The following is a 23,508-nucleotide window of genomic DNA, read 5'->3' as shown; positions in this document are numbered from 1 at the left end:
CTAGCCCCCGCTACCTCCGCAACGCTGCCTCGGCGGGTGCGGTTGCTCGGCCGTAAGCCTCGGTCACTAACGCGGCAAGCGCTGAGAAGTCCTCCACCCGCGAGGAGGATGCCCGGTACGCCAACCCCACCTCGCGCTCTGCGCTAGTGCCGTCGGCGAAGCTGTGCAGGTCCAGCCCGGGCCGGCCGCACTCGGTCTCCACGGCGGACAGCGGCACCAGCGTAGAACCGAGTCCGGCGACAACGAGCTGCACGATGGTGGTCAGCGACGCCGCCCGCGTCACCGACTGCGAGGTGACGGACGATGTCGCATCGGCCAGTTTGCATAGGTCGACGATCTGGTCGCGGAGGCAGTGACCGTCGTCAAGCAAAAGCAGCTCCAGCTCACGCAGATCCGTAAGTTCCAGCACGCGTTCGGGCGCGCCCACCTGCCCGGCGGGGGTGACGGCGATGAATGGTTCGCGGTAGAGCTCGACGGTTTCGAGTCCGGGAGCGTCCACGGGGAGGGCGAGGACTGCAACATCGAGTTGGCCGTCCCGCAGCTGCTCGACGAGGTTGTCCGTCTTCTCCTCCACAACGCGGGGTGCGCAATCCGGGAATGCACGGGCGAGCTCCCCGAGCAGGTGGGGAAGAAGATACGGCGCGATCGTAGGGATAATCCCGATAGTCAGCGTGCCGGCCAACGTTCCTTCCGTGCCGCGGGATCGGACGACGAAGGCATCGACGGCATCGAGGGCTGCCTTGGCGTAGGGGAGCAGTGCCTCGCCATGCGGGGTGACGATGACTTTTCTGGTGGAGCGCTCTATCAGCTGAATGCCGAGGCCGGACTCCAACGCGACGAGGCCCTGGGACAGCGACGGCTGCGAGATGCCGAGCTTGGACGCGGCGATACCGAAATGTTTGTGCTCTGCGACGGTGACGAAGGAGCGCAGTTGTGCCAGGGTCGGTTTGTAAGCTTTATTGGACATGCTTATTACCTTACAACGCGCCAATAGGTTCAGCTGTTGAAGTTGGGGCGGGAGTGTGGCAGAATGGGTCGTGACGGCGCGATGTGCGCCAGCAAACACCAACTTTCACCAGGAGGGTTTCTTATGCCGATCATGACCGTTGGAGAGCGTTTCCCGGAGTTCGACCTTGTCGCGCTGAAGGGCGGCAACCTCAAGGAGGCAAACGCCAGCTCGCCGGATGACTACTTCGAGAACGTCTCCCTGGACAAGTACGAGGGCAAGTGGAAGATTGTCTTCTTCTACCCGAAGGACTTCACCTTCGTTTGCCCGACCGAGATCGCTGCCTTTGGCAAGTTGAACGAGGAGTTTGAGGACCGCGACACCCAGGTGCTCGGCGGCTCCACCGACAACGAGTACTCCCACTTCAACTGGCGTGCCACCCACAACGAGCTGCTGGACATCCCGTTCCCGATGTTCGCTGATGTGCGCCACGACCTGATCCGCGCGCTCGGCGTTGAGAACGAGGCTGGCGTGGCAGACCGCGCGACCTTCATCATCGACCCGGACGGCATCATCCAGTTCGTCTCCGTCACCCCGGACGCAGTTGGCCGCAACGTGGACGAGGTCCTGCGCGTGCTGGACGCACTGCAGTCCGAGGAGGTCTGCGCTTGCGACTGGCAGAAGAATGACCCGACCAAGAACATCGACAAGATGGCCGTGGTCCAGGAGTCCCTGAAGTAAACACGCTTCAAAGCCCCGCCTCAGCGCGGGGCTTTTCCAGCCCCCGCTTTTCGACGAAAGCTATCAATAACCGAAAGGATTAAACCTATGTCTATTGAGAACCTGCGCGGCGCACTGCCGGAGTACGCAAAGGACCAGAAGCTGAACCTCGGCTCCCTGACCCGCTCCACCGAGCTGAGCGAGCAGCAGCTGTGGGGCACCCTCCTGGCTTCCGCCGCCGCCACCCGCAACGAGACCGTGCTCTCTGAAATCGCGGACGAGGCGAAGGAGCACCTGTCCGAGGAGGCCGTTGAGGCAGCCTACGGTGCCGCGACCGTCATGGCGATGAACAACGTCGCCTACCGCGCGAAGAACTGGCTCGGCGATGATTACGCACAGGTAAAGTTCGGCCTGCGCATGAACATCATCTCCCAGCCGGGCGTGGAGAAGGCAGACTTCGAGCTGTGGTCCCTCGCCGTTTCCACCATCAACGGTTGCGAGCACTGTGCCGTGGCCCACGCGCACGAGGTGCGCGAGGCCGGCCTGACCAAGGAGCAGGTCTGGGAGGCCGTCAAGGTTGCCTCCGTCGTACAGGCTGTGGCACAGGCAGTCGCCATCGAGGCTTCCCGCTAGTCCTTCTTCGGGGTGTCGCTTGAGTAGCGCCACCCTAGACGGGCGAAAGCTCTTCCGCTTTAATCAGCGGGGGAGCTTTCGCCGTTTCAGGGAGTCCTTTTTACCACTTGTAGAACTCCAGAATGTTGCCGTCTGGATCGGAGATGTATCCAGAGTAGGACTGCCAAGGCATGTGTCGGGGAGATGATCCATGCTGCCGGTAAGTGCTTGGCAATGTGTTCCAGTACTCATCTACATCATCAACCGAGAACTGCATAACCGCGCCACCAGAGTTGACGGGGCCAGTCTTCGTCGCTTCGGCAAACGTCGCCAAGTCAAATACCGCGATGACGCTTTCGTGGAAAGAAACCTCGAAGTATCCGTCACTTGGTTCGCTCACCTCGGCTCCCGGCAGAGCCTGATAGAAGTCCAGAGACTCTTCGAAATGCGTTGTCAGGATAGTGAGGTGGTCAAAGCGCACCATAAAAGATTCCTTTCTAAGAGCGGTCCCCGGGGGCGCCCGCTAAATTCCGACGAAGTGGCCGCGCAGCGGGTCGAACGGCTTGAGGATCGGGTCGACCTCTCCGGTCGCGATCTCCTTCGCCAGCATCTTGCCCGAGATGGGGCCGAGTACAACGCCCCACATGCCGTGGCCACCGTTGACATACACATTCGGCGCCTTGGTAGCGCCGACCAGCGGGAGGCCATCCGGGGTGACAGGGCGGGAGCCCACCCACTCGTCCTGACGGGAATCCCAGTCCACGCCGCGGAACATCGGCGTAGTGGTGTGGATGATGGACTTGATGCGGCCCGGCTGGAACGGCTCATCCGGCCCACGGAACTCCATGGTGCCGGCTACGCGGAAGCGGCCCTGGTACGGGGTGCAGGCAACCTTCTGCTCCGGGAGGTACACCGGGCACGTAGCCGGCTGCTCCGTCTCCACACTGAAGGAGTACCCGCGGCCGGCCTGAATCATCGTGGTGACACCGAGATCCTTCGCCAGCTTCGGCATCCACGCGCCGGTGGCAATAACCACAACGTCCGGGTTCAACCACTCGCCGGTGGAGAGCTTCACTGCGGGCTTGCGGGTGGATTGCACCTCCACAACTTCGACACCGCTGGTGATGGTGCCGCCGCGCGCTTCGATGGAATCCGCAATTGCCTCGCAGTAGGGGCCCGGCTCAATGTAGCGCTGGCCCTCCATCCGGTAGATTGCGCCGACCTTCTCCGTGAGCATCGGCGCGTCCTGGCGCGCCTCCTCGAGGGAGACCTTGCGGAAAGGAATGTCCTGCCCATGGCGCTTGGCGCCCTCAACTTCCTTCAGGAAGCCGCCGGCCAGCGCCTCGGTCTCAAAACCCACGATAAACGGTGCCTCAATGCTCTCTGCATCCACGCCGCCTGCTTCGAGCTCGTCGAATGCCTTCAGTGCTGCGAGATCTGCCGGGGTCAGGCCCTTCATGGTGGTGTCCCATGCGCGGGAAGTGGCGTGCGCCATGAACTGCGCAACAAACGCCCAGAGCTTCGCGTCCACGCGCACCGGGACATCCAGCGCTGCGTGCTTATCAAACAGGGCGGTGGGCCCGTACATCCAGAGGCTGGAGTTGGATAGCGGGATGGTCTTGCCGGGCGCGAGCCAGCCCGCGTTGCCCCACGAAGACCCGCCGGCAACGCCAACGCGGTCTACCACCTCCACGTCGTATCCGTATTCCTGCAGGTGCCAAGCTGTGGCCAGGCCAGTCATGCCCGCGCCAATGACAAGAGCCGTAGTCATGGCCATGAATGTACCGGCTGGCGGTGCCGCGCGGGCCGGATTCGCCCAAGCCGTGGCTGGGCACCTTGTGGCTGGCCCGCAATCAGGACTGGCGCAGCTCCAGGGATGCCAGACGCACCTCGCCTGCCTCGTCGGAGGCATCTAGGTCCACAACACCGTGGAGCTGGAATGCGTGGTCCCCCTCTGGGTCCTTGAAGATCTGCACGACCTCCCACTGCCGCCCGCTCTGGTTGCCGAGGCGGAAGAACTCCGGCCCGCGCGCTTCGGGGCCGGTGTCCATGTCGTTGTACTCGTCGAAGTAGTCGTCCATCGCGGCCGGCCAATCCACCCTCGCGTCCGGATCCAGGTAGTCCAGCATGGCGGCAAGCTGATCTTCCTTCTCGTACGCAAAGAGTTCGGTAAGGCGGAAGAAGAGATTGCGCACCATGATGGTGAACGCGCGGCGGTTTGCGGTGAGCGCCGTCGGGTCTTCCACGCCGAAGGCAAGTTCCCGCTCCATTGTTTCCCGGGAGACGGGGGAGTCCTCGTCGGCCATGTGCGCCCATTCGTCGATAAGCGAAGAGTCCACTTGGCGGATCAGCTCGCCGAGCCAGACGATGATGTCCGCCAACTCCTCGTTCATGTACTGCTCCGGGATGGAGTGGGCCAACGTCCGCCAAGCATCGGTGAGATAACGCAGCACCACGCCCTCCGAACGGGCGAGGCCGTAGGTAGCGATGAGGTCTGAGAACGTCATCGCGTGCTCGAGCATGTCGCGCACGACAGACTTCGGTGAGAGCTCGAATTCCTTCGCCCACGGGTTGCCCTCGGTGAACGTTGCAAACGCCTCCTCGAGCTCATCTTCCAGGGGCTTCGGGTACGTCACGTCCTCGATGATCGCCATGCGGTCGGTGTAGTCCACGCCCTCCGCCTTCAGCGCGGCGATCTCCTCGCCCCGCGCCGCAGTCTGCTGCGCCTGCAGCAGCTGCCGCGGATCATCCAAAATCGCCTCGAACGTGGAGATCACGTCGAGGGTGTACGTCTCCGACTCCGGGTCCAGCAGCGTGAGAAACGCCAGTGCGAAGGGGGAGAGGGGTTGGTTGAGCGCAAAGTCCCGGTCCAGCTCTCGCGTGAGCGTGTACGGGCGAAACGCCGGCGAATCCGGAGTGCGCTCAACCACTCCGGCGTTCACGAGACCGCGGAACAGGTCCACGGCGGTCAAGATGTCCCGGTTCTGCTTCGCGCGCGGGTCGTGATTGGTGCGAATCAGGTGGCGCATGTGTTCATACCCGTCACCCGGTCGCGCTACAACGTTCAGCAGCATGGAGTTGGACACCCTGAACTGGCTGGTCAACTCTTCCGGCTCCGCAGTGGTAAGGCGCTCAAACGTCTTCTCGGACCATGACACTTCGCCGTCGCGCGCGGACTTCTTTCGCAGCTTCTTCAGCTTCTTCGGGTCATCGCCCGCTTTTCGACGGAGCTTGACATTCTCAATCTCATGCTCCGGCGCCTCCACTACCACGGTGCCTTCGGTATCAAACCCCGCGCGTCCCGCGCGGCCCGCAATCTGGTGGAACTCGCGGGACTTCAATACGCGTTGGCGCGTGCCGTCGTATTTCGCCAGCCCCGTGATCAGCACCGTGCGGATTGGCACGTTGATGCCAACGCCGAGGGTGTCGGTGCCGCAGATAACTTTCAGCAGCCCGGTCTGGGAGAGACGCTCCACTAGTCGGCGGTATTTCGGCAGCATGCCGGCATGGTGGATGCCAATCCCGCGGCGGACGAGCTTGGACAGGGTCTTGCCAAACGTCGTCGTAAAGCGGAAGTCCCCGATCTCGGCTGCAACCTGTGCCTTTTCTTCGGTGGTGAGGAAGGTCATGCTGGTCAGCGCCTGGGCGCGCTCTGTGGCTTCGCGCTGGGAAAAGTGCACGACGTAAATCGGTGCCTTGCCGTCCGCGATGAGTTCCTCGATGGTCTCGTGGACCGGGGTGAACACGTAATGGAAGTCCAATGGGACGGGGCGGGTGGAGCCGCCCACGTAGGTGGTGCGCCGACCGGTGCGGGCAGTGAGGTCGTCCTCCAGCCACTTCGTGTCGCCGAGGGTTGCGGACATGAGCAAAAACTGCGCCTTCGGCAGTTCTAGCAGCGGCACCTGCCATGCCCAGCCGCGGTCCGGCTCTGAGTAGTAGTGGAACTCATCCATCACCACCTGGTCAATGCGGGCATTGGCGCCCTCACGCAAGGCAATGTTGGCCACAATTTCGGCGGTCGCCGCGATGATGGGGGCGTTGCCGTTTACCGTTGCATCACCGGTCATCATGCCCACGTTCTCGGGACCGAAGATCTCGCACAGCGCGAAGAACTTCTCGCTCACCAGGGCCTTGATAGGCGCGGTGTAGAAGCTGCGCTGGCCGCGGGCCATGGCGATGAAGTGCGCGGCGTTCGCCACCATGGATTTGCCGGAGCCGGTGGGGGTAGCCAGGATGACGTTATCGCCCGCCAAGAGCGACAGCGACGCCTCTTCCTGCGCCGGATACAACGAGATCCCGCGCGCGGCAGTCCACCGGGTGAAGGATTCCCACACCGCGTCCTCGAAGAGAGACTCCGGAACGTCGGCGAGATCAGGCAGCAAATCGGCAAGCATCACGCCTACCAACCTAGCGAACTACTCGTCGTCCTCCTCAGGGTCCTCCTCGAGGTCCTCGGCTGGGTCGACGAAGTAGTGGTCGCTCAGGCGCTGGCGGTCATCTTCGCTGAAAGCGGAACCGACCTCACCCCGCGGGCGGTCACGGTCCTCGATTGCGGCCAGGAAGTTCTCAAATGCCTCGCTGATCTCCTCGCCAGAAGGCACCTGCGCCTCACCCGGCATCATCGCCTCCGGGTGCCGCTCACGGTAATCTTCCATCTCCTGGTCGTAGTGCTGCTCCAGGGCCTGCACCACGTGCGCGATCTCTTCGCTCGCAGCCGTCTGCTCCGCAAGCTGGCGGGACACCTTCGCCATGTCCCGCTCCAAGGCACGCAGCGGGAACTTCAGGTTGGAAGCGTCTTCCACGGACTGCAGCAGCTGCAGCATCGCGTGCGGGTACGGCGAGGATGCCACATAGTGCGGCACGTGCGCCGTGTAGCCGGCAACCGGGCGGCCACGCTTGTGCAGCTCCCGCTCAATCAAGATGGCGGCAGAACCCGGAATGGTGACCATCCCGTCGAACGTGAACATGGAACCCACCAGGTCGCGGTTGTTGCCGTGCGCGGACACCACCAGCGGGCGGGTGTGAGGCGCACCCATCGGGGCGGCGTAGAGGCAGATGGTCTCGCGAACATCGAAACGCTCCACCAAGTCCGCTACAGCCTCGCTGAATGCCTCCCAGCGCAAGTCCGGCTCCGGGCCGGAAAGCAGCAGGAAGGACGTGCCCTCCTCGTCCCGCAGCACGCGCATGTCCAGCTCCAGATCCTCCACGCTGGAGATTTCGTGCTTGTTCAGGGTGACCACAGGGCGGCGGGAGCGGTAGTCAATCAACTCATCGTTGTTGAAGGTGGCCACCGTGCGCGATTCCAGCGCAGCCTTTAGGTGGTCTGCGGAACCTTCCACAGCGTGGCCGGCGTCTGCGTAGCCCTGCATCGCAATAATCAGGGTCGGGCCGGCGGGAGCCCCCTCGCCGACAGCTGGCGAAGGATACTCAAGTTCGTACATGCGGTGATCGTCCGACATGGTATTCCTCCTCATGGAACAAAGGTGCGCACATCCCCATGCGCAGTTGTACATGTCAACGGTAGAAGCTGCCGCAACATTCCCGCGCGCGACAGGCTGCTGCACGCCGTGGCACACCGCGGCAGGCACGGTATCGGGCATTCAATTCTGCCCCATCCGCTTGTCCGATGCCAGCGGCGCGGCCCGATCTATCCACAGCCCGCCACTGGGATGACCATATCGCCCCGGATTGTGGATAACGCCGCCGCGAGTTCAGAAAAGGATGGAACGAATGCGGCCCCGCGAGCGTCCAATACCCATGACACAAACACCACACTTTGAATCCCAGTCCACTCCGCACACCCCCGTCGAGGCAACGCTTCGCAGCCTCGGCGACCTCTTCGCCGCTATCCCCGGCATCCTCGGGTTCTACCCTCAGGAATCCGCCATCATCCTCACCCTCGAGCACAACCGCGACACAGATGGGCTCTTCCTCGGCCCCATCCTGCGCACCGACCTCTGCCACACCGCCCGCATCACCGAATACGCCTCCTCCACCACCACCGAACTCACCGCCGCCCGCCTTGCCCTTGTTATCAGCCGCATCCCGGACTCCCCCCTAGTCGCGGATGCTGTTTTCGAACTCGGCGCCGCCCGTGCCACAACTGGGCTCCCGCTTATCGACGCTTGCTGGCTGGCCTCAGAGATCGCCACCGGCACCCCGTACACCACCCTCTTCGGCCCAGATAACCCGGTACTCACCGAGGCTGGCCTGCCCGACAATGTGGCTGGCGGGACGATTTCCTCGGTGGTAGCCCAACCCACCATGGCGCCGTTGCTGGCCCTGGGCGCGCTTCCTGAGCTGGACCGCGAGCACACCCGCTCATTTTTCGACGCGTGCGGGCCGATCGGGTGCATGCCGGACAGCCGCACCCTTGCTTCGATCTACGGCCGCGGCCAGCGCCTTGTAGATGCGCTCTCCTCGGACCCGGGAAACGCTCGCGCGGAGGTCCAGCGTGCCTGCGATGTGCTGCGTACCGCAACCGCGGGGCCGTTCATTGGAGACGAGGCCTGGTCCACTTCACGCGATCTGTCCGCCGCAACGCACGATCTCGAGCACGTCGCCGCAGTGCTCACCCGCAACCCTTTGCGCGACAGCCTGATTGCCACGGCGCTGGACCATCCATTTTCCGCGGGGGCGGTGCTGGTGGACATCGCCCGCAACTACAACGGCGTCATCCGCTGCAATGCACTGTGCATCTGGGCGCTGATTGCAGTGAAGCTCAAGCTCACATCCTGGGCAAGTGCCGCCTTAGAGTGCGCGCAGGAAGAAATCCCGGAACACTCTTTGTCCTACTACCTTGCACAACTTCTGCGCGCAGGCGCCCACGAGTCTCTCATCAAAACCGCGTTGCGCGGTTGCGGCGAAGCCTGGGAGCTGCTGGAGGGCCGCGCAGGGGCTAAGTAATTGCCGGGGCCACGCTAGCTCTAGGCCAGCTCAACGCGCAGCGCGTGCGCAAACTCGGGGGCGAGTTCTACCGACTCGCCTTCCTGCGTGGTCACCGTCATCGCCCCGTCCTCGTGCGGGTCCAGGGTTACGGTTTGTCCCACCAGGGAACCGAGGGAGATCAGCGGGGACTGCACTGCTGTGCCCTGCTGGAGGATCTCGCTGATCTGCACCACCTTCACCTGCGCGGGGCCAGTCAAGCGCAGGTCAACGCTGCGCTGACCTTGCTGGATATCAACCGTGCTCGGGCCGCCGATCTCCTCCAACGCCGGAATGGGGTTACCGAAGGGGGAGCGGCTCGGATCCTCAAGCACCGCGGCAACGCGGCGTTCAACCGCATCGCTCATCACATGCTCCCAGCGGCAGGCTTCCTCGTGGACCTCTTCAATGTCCAGCCCCAACACATCGGTGAGCAGGCGCTCTGCAAGGCGGTGCTTACGCATCACCGACGTGGCCAGCTCCCGACCCTGCGGCGTGAGGGAAAGGGACCTGTCCCGCTCCACGACGATCAGCCCGTCGCGCTCCATGCGGGCCACTGTCTGGGACACCGTGGGGCCGGACTGCTCAAGGCGCTCTGCGATGCGGGCGCGCAGGGGGATAATGCCCTCTTCCTCAAGCTCATATACCGTCCGCAGGTACATTTCCGTGGTGTCGACCAGATCACGCATACGCACTACTTTAACCCAGCCCAGCTGAATGTTGCGGGAAACACAAAGGCCCGGTGCATGCACCGGGCACAACGTGTTCGACCTGGGTATTTACATCGCGTAATCGCGGAGACGGTCAGCCCGCTCGCCCACGCGAAGTTTGGCCATTACCTCGCGCTCGATCTGTCGGACCCGCTCGCGGGAGAGGCCGAACTCGCGGCCAATCTGATCCAGTGTGCGCGGCACACCATCGGTCAGACCGTAGCGCAGGCGAATCACATCCTGCTCGCGCTGCTCGAGGCCGTTAATAATGTCTTCGATGTCGTCGTGGCGCAGGGTGGACACCACCGCATCCTCTGCGTCGGTCGCCTCGGCGTCCTCGATGAAGTCGCCCAACGGCGCCTCTTCATCAGCGCCGACCGGCATGTCCAAGCTCACCGGGTCACGAGACTGGCGCAGCAGCATCTCAATCTTCGCCTCGGGGATGCCGGATTCCTCCGCCAGCTCCTCATTCGTCGGTTCGCGTCCCAGGGACTGGTACATCTCGCGGCGGATGCGGGAAAGCTTGTTCACCTGCTCCACAAGGTGGACCGGGAGACGGATAGTGCGGGACTGGTCCGCCATTCCGCGGGTGATGGCCTGACGGATCCACCAGGTGGCGTAAGTGGAGAACTTGAAGCCCTTGGTGTAATCGAACTTCTCCATCGCGCGGATGAGGCCCAGGTTGCCCTCCTGGATCAAGTCCAATAGCGGCATCCCGCGGCCGGTGTAGCGCTTCGCCAGGGAGACAACCAGGCGGAGGTTCGCCTCGAGCAGGTGGGCGCGTGCTTTGCGGCCCTGCTTGGCCAGGATCTTCAGGTCGCGCTTCATCGCGCGGGTGAGTTCGGTGTCCGGGTCATCCAGGAGGTACTGGGCGTACAGCCCAACCTCGATCTGCTGGGCAAGCTCAACTTCTTCCTCTGCATCCAGCAGAGCGGTCTTGCCAATGCCGTTGAGGTACACGCGGACAAGGTCAGCGGACGGGTTATCGTTCGTCTGATTTCGGCGGCTACCGCGGTCAACTTCCTCCTGCTCTGCGGCGTTGGCATGATCCGGCTGAGTCATGTGGTGCTGCCTCCTCATAAGGTTGTGGGGAATCCAACTACATAACGCGCGGGGGTTCGCGTTTGTTCCCGGGGGTGGGGAGTGGGGATTTCCGTACCCGGGCACATCACTTTGATGTGTGAATCGTATCACTCCTGCGTGGCGGTGCAGGCTAAGTTTCGACGATTACGGTAAACGGGCCTTCATTCACGCTTTCAACCCGCATCTTGGCACCAAATCGGCCCTGCTCAACCGTGATTCCGCGGTCCCGCAAGCTTGCTGCAATCGCCTCGATTACCGGCTCTGCAACGTCACCCGGCGCCGCGTCGGACCACGAGGGGCGCCGCCCCTTGGCCGTTCTTCCCATCAGCGTGAACTGACTAACCAAGAGCACGGGCGCGTCCGCGTCCAGCACAGATCGCTCGCCCTCCAGGATTCGCAGCTCGGCGATCTTGCGGGCCATCGTTTCGCATGCGTCTTCGCCATCGTCCGCGCCGACACCCACCAAGGCCAAGATTCCGCCGGTCTGCGGGCAATCGATGCTGCCGACAATCTCACCGTCGACAGTCACCGATGCGCTGGAAACCCGAGTCAGCACTGCTCTCATGCCGCAACCACCTCTGCAATGTCAGCGGGGATAAATAACTAAACCGTGGCGAACCAGGTCAACGATCACGCTCGCGGCATCCGCCTCCAGCTCGGCGATCTGGGCCGCGTCGGTAAGGCCGCGCGAGGCTGCGAGCAGGCCCACCACCGCGCGTAAGGGCAGGCCTTGCGGGTGGAGCCCGGAAAGATGACCTCAGGCGCAAAACCCATACCGGTTACGTCATCCGCCAACTGGACGTCTTCCAACGCCACGCCGGGACGGAGAAGGTACGCCGCGTCTAGGACCGCCAACTGGACGTCTTCCAACGCCACGCCGGGACGGAGAAGGTACGCCGCGTCTAGGACACCGTCCCTGTCGCGGCCCCGCAGCCAGTCAGTGCGCAGGAAGTACTCCTCCACCTCGGGGCCGAGGGGATCGGTGAAGGTCTGGCGCAGCTCTTCGGCAGTGATCTCGGACGATGCATCCCCGATGTCGCGGAGGAACACCCAGCCGAAGCCGATTGCGTGCACGTCATGGGCATCGAAAAAGTCCAGCCACGTCTCGGTGCGTTCGATGGCTTCGCGGGAGCGGGGGTCCACTGATTCATCCTTGAGCCAGGTGGAGACGTACATGCCGGGGTCCACCACGTCCCGCTGCAGCACCCACGCACTGATGCCTGTCGACGGCAGCCAGGAGGCCACACGCGTCTGCCACGGTGTGTCCAAGGTGTGGACCCACGCGCCCAACACGCACGCGGTGCCGTCCTCAGCCAGGTAGTCCGGTGCTTGTGAAAGCACGAGTTCGGTCGCCCCGTCGAGCGCGAGCCCGGAATCGCGGTAGACGTGACCAACCTCCGGCAGCCCCACCACAAACGGCGGGTTGGCCACGATCCGGTCGAACCGCTCGCCGGCCACCGGATCGAACCAGCCGCCGGTGCGCAACTCCACGTTGTCCACGTTGTTTGCTGCAAGCGTTGCTTCCGCGAGCGCAATTGCGCGGGGGTGCACATCCGTCGCCACCACGCGCTCCGCGCAACCTGCCTGGGCCAGGGCCTGGATGCCGGAACCGGTGCCAAGGTCCAAAACCCGGTCCACGGGTGTCTGGGGTGCGGCGGATAAGAGAGACAGGGACGCGGCACCAACACCCAGAACGTGGTCCCGCCCGGGCACGATGTCGGTGACGGAGGCGTCTCGGTCCGACAGCACCAACCTAGGCTCGCCGGCCACGATGTGGGGTCGAACGTCAAACTGGACTTCAAGGTCGCCTGCTGGGGTTGGGGCGACAAATGAAGCGTCGATAAGCGAAAGCCCCAGCCGGGAACCCAGCATGTCCGCGAGCTGCTCGCCGGTGGCGGGGCGGCGTAGGAGGAAGAAGCGGATGAGCGAATCCAGCGTGGTGCCGCCGCGGGTGGCGGCGAGGACAACGCCGGGCTCGCCGCGGTAAAGCGCGTCGGTGGCGTCGGGGCCCAAGTGCGCGGCGATACCCTCGGCGGTGAAGTTTGCGCTGGTGAGCGCGGCAGCAAGCTCACGCATGAGTGGCGCTGGGGGAGTGGGAGCGGTCACGAGGCTTTCAAGCTCCTTCGCGTCGAAGGCGTCTAATCGTCGTGCTCGATGATACTGGGCGCCTGCGCGCTGCCAGACTGGGAAGCCTGGTTCAGCTGGGCCTGGCGTGCGGCCTCCAGCCGGTATGCCTCCTCGCGCGCAACCGCGGGCTTATATACGTTGCGGGAACGCGCGTCACGCACTTCGCCCTCACCGTTGGCCACCATCACCGAGATCCAGGGTAGCGGAACAGAAATGAGGAAGAAGATGGAGGCCAAACCCCAGTTGTTCCAGCCGAACGCGGCGACGAGGGAAAGCAGAATGAACGGCAGACGGATGCCCTGCAGGATGAGGTACTGCTTCTCGCGGCTCTGGCGGTTCTGCTCGGGGGAATGCTTGAGGTCCGTGATCAGAGCGCGGGAGGAGCGTCGACTGCGGCGGGGCTTCTTGCCCTCGGGCTCTACATCCACGTCCACCGTGTCACGGTCGTGGAAGTGCTCGCCGGTTGCGCTCATAGCTTTAGAGGGTAGCCCTCCGGCTTAAGTTCTTCCGCCATGTGGGGCATGATGGTGGGCGTGAAGACGACGACGAAAACCCTCGAGCGCACCGACCTGCGGGAAGATACCTCGTCCACGACTGACGATGGAACCCCCAAGGTTTTCCACTACGTCAAGAAAGACCAAATCGTCGACTCGGCTATCTCCGGCAAGATGGTCGTGGCCCTGTGCGGGGAGACGTTCCCGGTGAAGAAGCAGGCAAAGCCGGGATCGCCCGTGTGCGGGGACTGCGAGCGTATTTACAAGGGGCTGCGCCGCAAGTGACATCGTCAACCTCGGGGCCTCGTCTGCGCGCATGGCAGCAGGAGGCCCTTGATTCGTTTCTGCGGGACAAGCCGCGAGACTTCCTCGCTGTTGCTACGCCGGGCGCCGGCAAGACGACGTTTGCTTTGACGCTGGCGGCGGAGCTGTATTCGTCGAAAAGCGTGCAGCGCCTCATCGTGGTGGTGCCAACCGAGCACCTGAAGCACCAGTGGGCAGACGCGGCAAAGCGCTTCGGTCTGTCGCTGGACCCGGACTTCACCAACGCGTCCGCGGTGAACCCTGCCTACGACGGCATTGTGGTCACGTACGCCCAGGTGGGCATGCACCCGTTCAAGCACCACGCCGTTGCAAGTGCGCGGCGCACGCTGGTGATTCTGGATGAGATCCACCACGCGGGCGACGCCAAGAGCTGGGGCGACGGTATCTATGAGGCGTACAACGACGTAGAGCACCGCTTGGCTTTGACCGGCACGCCGTTCCGGTCCGACGATTCGCAGATCCCCTTCGTGCGCTACGAAGAGGACGGGGAGGGCCACTTGGTCTCCCAGTCCGACTACACCTACGGCTACGCCGAGGCGCTGCGCGACGGCGTAGTGCGCCCGGTGGTGTTCCTGGCCTATTCCGGCGAGGCCCAGTGGAAGGATTCGGCGGGGGAGGAATACTCCGCGCGTCTGGGAGAGCCGCTGAATGCGGAGCAGACAGCGAAAGCGTGGCGCACGGCGCTGGACCCGAAAGGCGATTGGATCGCGGCGGTGCTCACAGCCGCGCACACCCGCCTGATGAAGATCCGCGCCCACATGCCGGATGCCGGCGGGCTGGTCATTGCCACCAACACCACCACCGCGCGCGCTTACGCAAAGATCCTGCAGGGCATCAGCTCCACGCCGGTCACCGTCGTGCTTTCGGACGAAGCCGGAGCATCCGACCGCATCACAGAATTCTCCAACTCCACGTCCGAGTGGATGGTGGCCGTGCGCATGGTGTCCGAGGGCGTGGACGTGCCGCGCTTGGCCGTCGGCGTCTACGCCACCTCCGCGTCCACCCCGCTCTTCTTCGCCCAGGCCATCGGGCGCTTTGTGCGCTCCCGCCTGCCCGGCGAGTCTGCCTCGGTGTTCCTGCCGTCCGTGCCGGTGCTGCTTCAGCTCGCCGAGGACATGGAGGTTGCGCGCGACCACGTGCTGGGCAAGCCGCACCGCGAATCCGGCTGGTCCGACGAGCTCTTGGAGCAGGCGAACCGCACCGAGAACGAGCCGGACGAGCTCACCGGCTACGAGGCCATCGGCGCGTCCGCCGAGCTGGACTCGCTCATTTTCGAAGGCTCCACCTACGGCACCCCAACTGAAGCCGGCTCCGCCGAGGAGCAGGACTTCCTGGGGCTTCCCGGTTTGCTTGACGCTGAGCAGGTGAAACTGCTTCTGCGTAAACGCCAGAGCGACCAGCTCGACGCGAGGGACGCCGAGGAGAAGGCGCGCCGGGCGGCCGAGCGGCAGGCCCGCGAGCGCGCCGAGCTTTTGGGCGAGCCCCTTCCGGGCTCCCCGCTTAACGACGGAAGAACATCCCAACCACCAAGCGGCGGAGCCGGGGCTGCGTCAGCTGGGGCCAGCAGTTCAGGGGCCGGCACTTCTGGGGCCGGCACTTCTGGAGCTGTTGCCTCCGACGAAATCCCGGAGCTGCGCAAGGAGCTCAACGCGCGTGTTGCAATCGTCGCAAGTAAAACCGGGCGCGCCCACGGCGCGATCCATACTGAGGCGCGCAACGCTTGCGGCGGTCCACCCACGGCGCTCTGCAACGCGGAGCAACTTCGCGACCGCATTGCCTACCTCCGCGGTTGGTAGGGGCTTTGGCTGTAAGGCATTCCGGTAGGGGCTTTGGCGACCGTTGTGCCGGGGCGGGATCTGTATCATGGCGGGGAAACTTCAACAGACATGAGTCGAGAAAGAGATCACTGTGACTAACAACCCGTACCCCAACCGCAATCAGCCGGACCCGAGCGGCTTTAACCACCCTGAGGGCTACTCCGCCTACAACCCGTCCGGGCAGGAGCCCGATTATGGCTCCTACGGCCAGCAGAGCGATTACGGGCAAACTGGCCAGTCCAACTTTGGCCAGTACGGCCAAGACAGCTACAGCCAGTATGGCCAGGATTCTGGGTACGGCCAGTACGGCCAGGACGGTTACGGCCAGCAGCCTTACCCGGGTTACGGGCCAGCAGGGGTGGCTCCGAAGAACTCGATGTCAACCGCTGCCCTGGTCGTCGGCATCATTGCTTTGATCTTCATCGTCCTGTTCTTCCCGTTTGCGATCGTCCTCGGCCTTGTCTCCATCGTGCTCGGCTTCTTGGGTATCCGCCGCGCCAAGGACATTCAAGCTGGCGTCCACGTGCCGGGCGCAAACAGCGGCAAGGGCAAGGCCATCGCCGGTATCGTCATGGGCGCAATCTCCTTGGTTGTGTCCGCCGCGCTTTTCGCCTTTGGCTACCAGATCGCCCAAGAAGTGCTGGACAGCGGGATGATCGAAAAGTGTGAGCAGTACCAGGACAACCCGCAGGAGCTGCAGGAGTGCATCCAGCGCGAGGTGCTGAACAACCCGCGGTTGAACCCGAACGCGAACAATTAACTCGCAGCACCAGTCCGGTTTTGGAGCCGGCCTGGTTCAGCAGATTCTGGCCCCGGCTACGTGCTGGGGTCTCTTTCATGTTGAGGGTGTTCCGCACGGCGGAGAACCATGAAGCAAGGGTTGAGAGTGTTCCGCACGGCGGAGAACCTTCACGTGAGACTTGAGGGTGTTCCGCACGGCGGAGAACCATGAAGTGAGACTTGAGGGTGTTCCGCACGGCGGAGAACCTTCACGTGAGGGTTGAGAGTGTTCCGCACGGCGGAAAACCTTCACGTAAGGGTTGAGAGTGTTCCGCAGCGCGCGATTCCGCACGGCGGAAAACCCTGAAGTGAGACTTGAGGGTGTTCCGCAGGTCGCGATTCCGCACGGCGGAAAACCACGGCTGCCCAGGCAAAGCCTGGCAGATCTTCCGCACGGCGGAGAACCTTCACGTAAGGGTTGAGAGTGTTCCGCACGGCGGAAAACATTCACGCGAGGGTTGAGAATGCTCCGCACGCGATTCCGCACGGCGGAGAACCTTCACGTGAGGGTTGAGGGTGTTCCGCACGGCGGAGAACCATGAAGTGAGACTTGAGGGTGTTCCGCACGGCGGAGAACCTTCACGTGAGGGTTGAGAGTGTTCCGCACGGCGGAAAACCTACACGTAAGGGTTGAGAGTGTTCCGCACGGCGGAGAACCTTCACGTGAGGGTTGAGAGTGTTCCGCACGGCGGAGAACCATGAAGTGAGACTTGAGGGTCTTCCGCACGGCGGAGAACCATGAAGCGAGACTTGAGAGTGTTCCGCACGGCGGAGAACCTTCACGTGAGGGTTGAGAGTGCTCCGCAGGGCGCGATTCCGCACGGCGGAAAACATTTCGCTCGGTGCAACGCAAAGCCGGGCGAGAAATCGTCTCGCCCGGCCAATCGTCGCCAAGCTGGCACAGCGCCAGCCCGGTCCGCCTAGTCCAAGTAGTCGCGTAGTACCTGGGAGCGGGAGGGGTGGCGCAGCTTAGACATGGTCTTCGACTCGATCTGGCGGATACGCTCGCGGGTCACGCCGTAAACCTGGCCGATCTCGTCGAGGGTGCGCGGCATGCCGTCGGTAAGCCCGAAGCGCAGGCGGACCACGCCGGCCTCGCGCTCGGAGAGCGTGTGGAGCACGTCCTGGAGCTGGTCCTGCAGCAGTGTGAAGGAGACAGCGTCCACGGCGACCACGGCCTCGGAGTCCTCGATGAAGTCGCCTAGCTGGCTGTCGCCCTCGTCGCCAATAGTCTGGTCCAGTGAGATCGGCTCGCGGGCGTACTGCTGGATCTCGAGGACCTTCTCCTCGGTGATGTCCATTTCCTTCGCCAGCTCAAGCGGCGTCGGCTCGCGGCCGAGGTCCTGCAACAGCTCGCGCTGGATGCGGCCGAGCTTGTTGATCACCTCGACCATGTGGACCGGGATGCGGATGGTTCGGGCCTGGTCCGCCATCGCGCGGGTAATGGCCTGGCGGATCCACCATGTTGCATAGGTGGAGAACTTGTAGCCCTTGGAGTAGTCGAACTTCTCCACAGCACGGATCAAGCCCAGGTTGCCCTCCTGGATCAGGTCCAAGAACGCCATACCTCGGCCGGTGTAGCGCTTTGCCAGGGAAACCACGAGGCGGAGGTTGGCCTCCAGCAGGTGGTTCTTCGCCTTGCGTCCGTCGCGTGCAACGGCGCGGAGATCACGCTTCATCGCAGGGGTGAGTTTGGCATCCTTGTCACCCTCTTCCGCGGCGCGGGCCATCTCATCAAGGCGGTACTGGGCGTACAAGCCAGCCTCAATGCGCTTGGCCAGGGAAACCTCCTGCTCCGCGTCAAGCAGGGCCACCTTGCCGATTTGCTTCAGGTACGCGCGAACAGAGTCAGCAGAGGCAGTGAGCTGCGCATCCTTACGGGCCTGACGGAGGGCGGCAGATTCTTCGATGTCCCAGACGGAGGAGCCATCGTCTTCCTCTTCGTCCTCATCTTCCTCGTCCTCTTCATCCTCGTCGGCCTCATCGCCGTCGAGTTCATCGTCCTCGAGGTCGCCCGGCAGCTCGTCATCGAACGCGTCATCCTCGTCGTCGATGAGCTCCGGGTCTTCTGGGTCGTAATCCAGATCGGCCGGCTCCTCTTCGCCGACACTAAGACCGTCCTCGGTCTCAAGCTCTTCCGGCTCGAGCTGGTCCTCGCCAGGAACGGCCGAGTCCTTAGCGGCAACCTTCTTCGCCGTCTTCTTCGCCGTCTTCTTCGTTGCCTTCTTCGCGGTCTTTTTCGCCGTCTTCTTGGCAGCCTTCTTCACGGCCTTCTTGGCGGTCTTTTTCGCGGTCTTCTTGGCAGCCTGCTTCACCGGAGCCTGCTCGCCATCATCGGCTGCCTCCACATCCGCACCCTCAGCTGCCGCAGAAGTGGCGGTGGAGGTCCTCTTCACGGCCTTCTTAGCCGTCTTCTTGACAGTCTTTTTCGCCGTCTTCTTCACAGCACGCTTGGTGCCGGTTGTGCCGGTGGTGGATTCCGTGCCGGTATCACCGCCAGGTGCGTTTGCCGCGCCGGTGACGGTGTCCTCGCCTGAAGCTTCGCTGGCTACCACGTACGCCCTTTCCACAGTCGGATCATCTCCCGCTCCCCGCACGGTGGGAGCCGTTTACGGGGGCGGACCCCGGTGGCCGGGGTATGTGGCACACCAGGGTACGGACTTCCGTCCGCGATTTCAGAACGCCAAGTGTAACAACGGCCCGCGGATTAAATTCCACCGACCCGCCGACCGGGCGCAGAAGTGTTAGGGGGTGACGTGATCGTGGGCTGCCATCGCCGCACCCACAATGCCCGCGCGGTTGCGCAGCTTCGCGGGGATGACGGGTACATCAACCGTCAACTTCGGCACCCACTTTTCCGCCTTGCGGGAGATTCCGCCGCCCACAACGAACGCGGTGGGGTTGAACAGGCGGTCAAACTCGTGCAGCACGCCATCAACGCGTTCCGCCCACTGGGAGTAGCTGAGCTCTTCAGCATCCTTCACGGCGGAGGAAGCAATGTGCTCGGCATCTCGACCGTCGATAAGCAAATGCCCCAGCTCGGTGTTGGGGAAGAGCCTGCCCTCCGCGAAGAATGCGGAGCCGATGCCGGTGCCGAAGGTGAGGAAGATGACGGCGCCGTTCTGCGCCTCCGGCTCCCCGAACGCTACTTCGGCGAGGCCGGCCGCGTCAGCGTCGTTCAGCACGGCAATGGGGCGCGCGCCGAGGTGGCGGGAAAGCAGATCGTGGACGTTGGTGCCAATCCAAGACTTGTCGATGTTGGCCGCGGTCTGGGCGACCTGGTGCTTGATCACGCTCGGCAGCGCCACGCCGACGGGGCCGTCCCAGTCCAGCTCGCGCACAATATCCGCAACCACGGCGGCAACCGCATCCGGGGTGGCCGGCTTCGGGGTGAGAATTTTCACCCGCTCGCCGACAAACTCGCCGGTATCCAGATCAACCACTGCGCCCTTGATGCCGGAGCCGCCGACATCCACGCCCACACCAAGGTTCGTGCCCTCTGCCATGCCGTGCAGTGTACAAAACGGGAGCAACACAGGCACGATGGAGCACATGGACGCCACACCCACTTCCTCTCAGCCCACTCCCGCCGCCACCGAGCTTCTCGACGTTTGCTTAGACCTGGCCAAGGATGCCGCCGACCTCATCGTGCTCCAGCGCGATTTCCTGGCGAAGCACGGGTCCGTCGCCCAAGTGACCAGCACCAAGACTTCGCCGGTGGATCCGGTGACCGCGGTGGACAAAGCCGCCGAGCAGCGCATTACTGAACGTCTGAAGGAGCTGAGGCCTGACGACGGCATTCTCGGGGAGGAGGGCGCGGATGTAGCGGGCACCAGTGGTGTGCTGTGGATCGTTGATCCGATCGACGGCACCGTGAACTTCCTCTACGGCCTGCCTGTGTATGCGGTCTCGATCGGCGCTGCCCTGCACGGCGAGCTGGTTGCTGGGTGCGTGGTGAATGTGGCGAACGGGGACGTGTACTCCGCTGCCGCCGGCGAGGGTGCGTTTGTGGAGCGCGGCGGCGAGCGGCGGCGCTTGATTGCGTCGCGCGAGTCCAACACCGATCTGGCGCTGGTAGCTACGGGCTTTGCATACGACGCCGCCCGCCGCGCCAAGCAGGCGGAGATGCTGCGGCTCATTCTGCCGCGCGTGCGCGACATCCGGCGCCTCGGCTCTGCGGCGCTGGACCTGTGCCACGTGGCGGAGGGGCGGGTGGATGCGTACTACGAGCACGGGACGCACCCCTGGGATTACGCGGCCGGCGCTGTCATCGCCGCCGAAGCGGGGGCGAAGGTCGTGCACCCGGGTCTTGTGGACCGCGCGGACATCGGCGCGCCTGTCATTGCCGCGGCACCGCGGTTGTGGGAGCCCTTCGCGGACCTGCTTGCTGCCGCAGGCGCGGACCAACCCTTGGAGGGGCCTTAAATTACCCCCGTTACCTCGTATGACGTGCACGGATGACAGACGTGTCGGGTTGCTTTACTATTCCGCCTAAATCGTGCAGATACAGCGCCTCAACCGAGCGCTGTTACACCGCGCATTGACCGACTTTTACGCACCGATGTGCGCAAGACCGCATTGGCTGGAGGACTCCCACAGTGGCTACCGATTACGACGCGCCGCGTCGCCGCATGGACGACGACATTGAGACCGATTCCCTCGAGGGCCTGAAGGCCGCCGAAGCTGCCGGCAGCAGCATGGATGATGACGGCGAGATCGTTGATTCTTTCGAGCTTCCCAGCCAGGACCTTTCCGGCGAGGAGCTCAACGTTGAGGTGAAGCCGCGTCAGGAAGACGAGTTCACCTGCGCATCCTGCTTCCTAGTGCAGAAGCGCAAGCGTCTGGCGCACACGGAGCCGGACGGCTCCATGATCTGCCTGGACTGCGAGTAGGGCGGGGGCTACTCCCCGGCGCTGGTCTCGGTGCGCTGACCCGGCACGAAAGCATCCAACACAGCTTCCGGGTTGCGCGCCGAGATCATCCAATAGGGGGTGGGATCTTCGGGGTCGTTCAACACCAGCAGCACGTGCTCCGGCACCCACGCATGGGAAACCAGAAACGCGGCGGGATCGAGCTGCCGGCCCAGCGCATTCTGCCGGGCAGAAAGCGGCACCACCATCGAGCGGGCGACGACAGTATTGGGCAGATTCGCGTCATCGACAATAAGCCAGCGGGTGCCGTCCGCCTCTAACTCAACGCGCAGCACTGTCTTAGACAACCAGGTGAGGAACCAGCCCACCAGTGCGCCAACGGCGAGGAACGAGATGACAAACCACCAGATGTTCCTGTTCAGCGCGAACTGCGCCGCGAGAAGCAAGACCAAGCCGAGACCGGCTGCCCACCAGTACCAGGGAACCCATTGCCGCTCCGTGTAAAGCACCTGCGGTGCCGCAGATCCGGACCCGGGGGAGGAAGTACTGAGGTTGGTCACCGTTTCAACCTTAGTTGAGCCCCAAGGCCAAACTCCATGCGGCCAGCAAGACAGGCACCTTGCGTAGTGTGGGGCACGTGAACGACCACGTAGACACAGAACTGCCCACGTCACCATCGGCCGCCTGGCCCCTGGAGCCGCTGCGGGTGAAGCGCCTTCACCCTGATGCAGTCCTTCCGATGCGCGCCCACGCCGGGGACGCGGGTGCGGACCTTTACGCTGCAGAGGATGTGACGTTGGCCCCGGGAGAGCGTGCCCTGATTGGCACCGGCATTGCCATTGCGTTGCCGATGGGCACGGTGGGGCTAATCCATCCCCGTTCCGGGCTAGCCGCCAAGCACGGAATCACCATCGTCAACGCCCCGGGCACTGTCGATGCGGAGTACCGCGGCGAGTTGAAGGTGTGCTTGCTTAACACCGATCGCGCCAAGGCGTTCGAGGTCACGCGCGGCATGCGCATTGCCCAGCTGGTGGTGCAGCGGGTGGAGCTTGTGGGCTTCGAAGAGGTCGAGGAGCTGGACGAAACGGCGCGCGGTACTGGCGGGTACGGCTCCACGGGCACGCATTAAGGTCGAGAGCAGATTTAGCATTTACGACGAAAGCAGAAAGCGAGACCACCATGGCACTTTGGCCGTTTGGCAAGAAGAAGAGCACTGAGAAGAACACCGAGAAAAACACCGATCCGGTAGATACCCCGGTAGAGCAGCCGGCACCGGTAGAGGATTCCGCGTCGGTCGCAGATGCACCGGCAGAGGCGCCAGCCACCCCGGCTCCTGCCGCGGTGGAGTCGATCGAGCAGGCTGCGGGCACCGCGCCGCTGCAGAACTACGACCCCGTGAACGGCTCCACCGGTCCGTTCGACGGGGACTCGGTGGATATCGATGATTTCGACTTCTCCGATTTCTCCGATGTCACGCTAGCCCTCGGCTCCATGCGGGTGCCCATGCCCAAGGGGACGCAGGTGCAGGTGGAGATGGGGGAGCAGGGCCCGAAGATGGTCCACATTGTGACCCCGTACGGCCGCTTGACCCCCGTGGCGTTTGCCGCGCCGCGCACGGGCGGAATGTGGGAGGAATCCGCTGCAGAGATCACGGAGGGCATGCGTTCCGAGGGCATGCCTGTGCACGTGGAGGAGGGTCCGTGGGGCCGCGAGGTCGTGGGCACCGGCACCAACGGCACGATCCGCATCATCGGCATTGAGGGCCCGCGCTGGCTGTACCGCGTCACCCTGGCGGCACCGTCCGGGCGCGAAGCCGAGATGGCTGACCTGGGCCGCGAAACTATCGCCCGTTCCTTTGTCTACCGCGGCGAGGAGCCCATTCTGGCAGGTAACTCCCTGCCCGTCGTTTTGCCGGCGCAGCTCGCAGCACAGGTGCAGCAGGCCGTCCAGGCCCGCGCAGCGCAGCAGAATGATCCGTTTGCGCAGGGCCAGGCGCCGACCGGCGGCAACCCGAACGCGCTGAGCGATGCTCTGCGCGAGATCATGGAGATCAACCGTCAGCAGAACGGCGGTGCGGACGCGGCTGGTGACAACCGCTAG

Annotated in this window: 23 protein-coding genes; 10 read left to right on the top strand and 13 right to left on the bottom strand. The window is 63.8% G+C overall.

All coding sequences use genetic code 11. From position 1 onward, the window contains the following. Nucleotides 1-10: 10 nt before the first annotated feature. Nucleotides 11-967: a hydrogen peroxide-inducible genes activator gene (locus JZY91_RS06345; RefSeq protein WP_234947042.1), complete on the bottom strand. Its 957-nt coding sequence runs from the start codon at nt 965-967 to the stop codon at nt 11-13. 123 nt (nt 968-1,090) lie between these two features. On the opposite strand from JZY91_RS06345, the gene JZY91_RS06340 reads away from it, so the two are divergent. Further along, entirely contained in the window at nt 1,091-1,687 is a 597-nt protein-coding gene (locus tag JZY91_RS06340) for a peroxiredoxin (RefSeq protein ID WP_234947041.1), read from the top strand. A gap of 87 nt (nt 1,688-1,774) precedes the next feature. Next, on the top strand, nt 1,775-2,299 hold the full coding sequence (locus JZY91_RS06335; RefSeq protein ID WP_234947040.1) for a carboxymuconolactone decarboxylase family protein: 525 nt from the start codon (nt 1,775-1,777) through the stop codon (nt 2,297-2,299). Nucleotides 2,300-2,399: 100 nt separating this feature from the next. On the opposite strand, the gene JZY91_RS06330 is transcribed toward JZY91_RS06335, so the two are convergent. The 4 genes from JZY91_RS06330 to JZY91_RS06315 all read right to left on the bottom strand — a co-directional run bounded on the left by JZY91_RS06330 (nt 2,400) and on the right by JZY91_RS06315 (nt 7,737). Next, a complete protein-coding gene (locus JZY91_RS06330; RefSeq protein ID WP_234947039.1) occupies nt 2,400-2,762 on the bottom strand; it encodes a VOC family protein in 363 nt (120 codons plus the stop codon). Between the two features lie 39 nt (nt 2,763-2,801). After that, nucleotides 2,802-4,049, bottom strand: coding sequence for an FAD-binding oxidoreductase (locus tag JZY91_RS06325; RefSeq protein WP_234947038.1), 1,248 nt, complete (start codon nt 4,047-4,049; stop codon nt 2,802-2,804). 82 nt (nt 4,050-4,131) lie between these two features. Further along, nucleotides 4,132-6,672 carry an RNA helicase gene (locus tag JZY91_RS06320; RefSeq protein ID WP_234947037.1) on the bottom strand — a complete coding sequence of 847 codons (2,541 nt, stop codon included), beginning with the start codon at nt 6,670-6,672 and terminating at the stop codon, nt 4,132-4,134. Nucleotides 6,673-6,693: 21 nt separating this feature from the next. Further along, entirely contained in the window at nt 6,694-7,737 is a 1,044-nt protein-coding gene (locus JZY91_RS06315; protein WP_234947036.1) for a PAC2 family protein, read from the bottom strand. Nucleotides 7,738-8,035: 298 nt separating this feature from the next. Between JZY91_RS06315 and JZY91_RS06310 the strand changes: the two genes are divergently transcribed. After that, the gene (locus tag JZY91_RS06310) at nt 8,036-9,184 is read left to right on the top strand and encodes a DUF4192 domain-containing protein (RefSeq protein ID WP_234947035.1); all 1,149 of its coding nucleotides are present in this window, start codon (nt 8,036-8,038) and stop codon (nt 9,182-9,184) included. A 20-nt stretch (nt 9,185-9,204) separates the two neighbouring features. On the opposite strand, the gene JZY91_RS06305 is transcribed toward JZY91_RS06310, so the two are convergent. The 5 genes from JZY91_RS06305 to JZY91_RS06285 all read right to left on the bottom strand — a co-directional run bounded on the left by JZY91_RS06305 (nt 9,205) and on the right by JZY91_RS06285 (nt 13,595). Beyond that, on the bottom strand, nt 9,205-9,891 hold the full coding sequence (locus JZY91_RS06305; protein WP_234947034.1) for a metal-dependent transcriptional regulator: 687 nt from the start codon (nt 9,889-9,891) through the stop codon (nt 9,205-9,207). 90 nt (nt 9,892-9,981) lie between these two features. Further along, nucleotides 9,982-10,974, bottom strand: a complete 993-nt coding sequence (locus tag JZY91_RS06300) for a sigma-70 family RNA polymerase sigma factor (RefSeq protein ID WP_234947033.1) — start codon at nt 10,972-10,974, stop codon at nt 9,982-9,984. Between the two features lie 151 nt (nt 10,975-11,125). Beyond that, nucleotides 11,126-11,560: a D-aminoacyl-tRNA deacylase gene (gene dtd, locus JZY91_RS06295; protein WP_234947032.1), complete on the bottom strand. Its 435-nt coding sequence runs from the start codon at nt 11,558-11,560 to the stop codon at nt 11,126-11,128. Between the two features lie 65 nt (nt 11,561-11,625). After that, nucleotides 11,626-13,101: a methyltransferase gene (locus JZY91_RS06290; RefSeq protein WP_370639199.1), complete on the bottom strand. Its 1,476-nt coding sequence runs from the start codon at nt 13,099-13,101 to the stop codon at nt 11,626-11,628. Nucleotides 13,102-13,133: 32 nt separating this feature from the next. Continuing rightward, on the bottom strand, nt 13,134-13,595 hold the full coding sequence (locus tag JZY91_RS06285; RefSeq protein WP_234947031.1) for a DUF3099 domain-containing protein: 462 nt from the start codon (nt 13,593-13,595) through the stop codon (nt 13,134-13,136). Between the two features lie 48 nt (nt 13,596-13,643). Between JZY91_RS06285 and JZY91_RS06280 the strand changes: the two genes are divergently transcribed. The 3 genes from JZY91_RS06280 (at nt 13,644) to JZY91_RS06270 (ending at nt 16,517) form a co-directional block, all read left to right on the top strand. Beyond that, entirely contained in the window at nt 13,644-13,901 is a 258-nt protein-coding gene (locus JZY91_RS06280; protein ID WP_234949075.1) for a DUF3039 domain-containing protein, read from the top strand. Further along, the gene (locus tag JZY91_RS06275) at nt 13,898-15,736 is read left to right on the top strand and encodes a DEAD/DEAH box helicase (RefSeq protein WP_234947030.1); all 1,839 of its coding nucleotides are present in this window, start codon (nt 13,898-13,900) and stop codon (nt 15,734-15,736) included. The genes JZY91_RS06280 and JZY91_RS06275 overlap by 4 nt, the downstream gene beginning before the upstream one ends. A gap of 112 nt (nt 15,737-15,848) precedes the next feature. Next, entirely contained in the window at nt 15,849-16,517 is a 669-nt protein-coding gene (locus JZY91_RS06270; protein ID WP_234947029.1) for a DUF4190 domain-containing protein, read from the top strand. Nucleotides 16,518-17,457: 940 nt separating this feature from the next. Here the strand turns inward: JZY91_RS06270 and JZY91_RS06265 are convergent. Both JZY91_RS06265 and ppgK read right to left on the bottom strand, forming a co-directional pair. Then, nucleotides 17,458-19,092: an RNA polymerase sigma factor gene (locus JZY91_RS06265; protein ID WP_370639283.1), complete on the bottom strand. Its 1,635-nt coding sequence runs from the start codon at nt 19,090-19,092 to the stop codon at nt 17,458-17,460. 189 nt (nt 19,093-19,281) lie between these two features. Then, nucleotides 19,282-20,043 (bottom strand): polyphosphate--glucose phosphotransferase, encoded by a 762-nt coding sequence (ppgK, locus tag JZY91_RS06260; protein ID WP_234947028.1) that lies wholly within the window; start codon nt 20,041-20,043, stop codon nt 19,282-19,284. Nucleotides 20,044-20,089: 46 nt separating this feature from the next. Here ppgK and JZY91_RS06255 point away from each other — a divergent pair, with 46 nt between their 5' ends. Together JZY91_RS06255 and JZY91_RS06250 are read left to right on the top strand one after the other, a co-directional pair. Beyond that, nucleotides 20,090-20,962 (top strand): inositol monophosphatase family protein, encoded by an 873-nt coding sequence (locus JZY91_RS06255; RefSeq protein ID WP_234947027.1) that lies wholly within the window; start codon nt 20,090-20,092, stop codon nt 20,960-20,962. Between the two features lie 173 nt (nt 20,963-21,135). Then, nucleotides 21,136-21,429, top strand: a complete 294-nt coding sequence (locus JZY91_RS06250; protein ID WP_234947026.1) for a DUF4193 domain-containing protein — start codon at nt 21,136-21,138, stop codon at nt 21,427-21,429. Nucleotides 21,430-21,437: 8 nt separating this feature from the next. Here JZY91_RS06250 and JZY91_RS06245 read toward each other — a convergent pair whose 3' ends face one another. Continuing rightward, nucleotides 21,438-21,968 carry a DUF3093 domain-containing protein gene (locus tag JZY91_RS06245; RefSeq protein ID WP_234947025.1) on the bottom strand — a complete coding sequence of 177 codons (531 nt, stop codon included), beginning with the start codon at nt 21,966-21,968 and terminating at the stop codon, nt 21,438-21,440. A gap of 131 nt (nt 21,969-22,099) precedes the next feature. Here JZY91_RS06245 and dut point away from each other — a divergent pair, with 131 nt between their 5' ends. Together dut and JZY91_RS06235 are read left to right on the top strand one after the other, a co-directional pair. Continuing rightward, nucleotides 22,100-22,537 (top strand): dUTP diphosphatase, encoded by a 438-nt coding sequence (gene dut / locus JZY91_RS06240; protein ID WP_370639282.1) that lies wholly within the window; start codon nt 22,100-22,102, stop codon nt 22,535-22,537. 50 nt (nt 22,538-22,587) lie between these two features. Next, nucleotides 22,588-23,508, top strand: coding sequence for a DUF3710 domain-containing protein (locus JZY91_RS06235; protein WP_234947024.1), 921 nt, complete (start codon nt 22,588-22,590; stop codon nt 23,506-23,508).

Origin of the sequence: Corynebacterium sp. CNCTC7651, from assembly GCF_021496665.1 — a bacterium.
Classification (GTDB): domain Bacteria; phylum Actinomycetota; class Actinomycetes; order Mycobacteriales; family Mycobacteriaceae; genus Corynebacterium.
The sequence above is the reverse complement of the archived record's forward strand: the minus strand, read 5'-3'. Positions and strand labels throughout refer to the sequence as shown.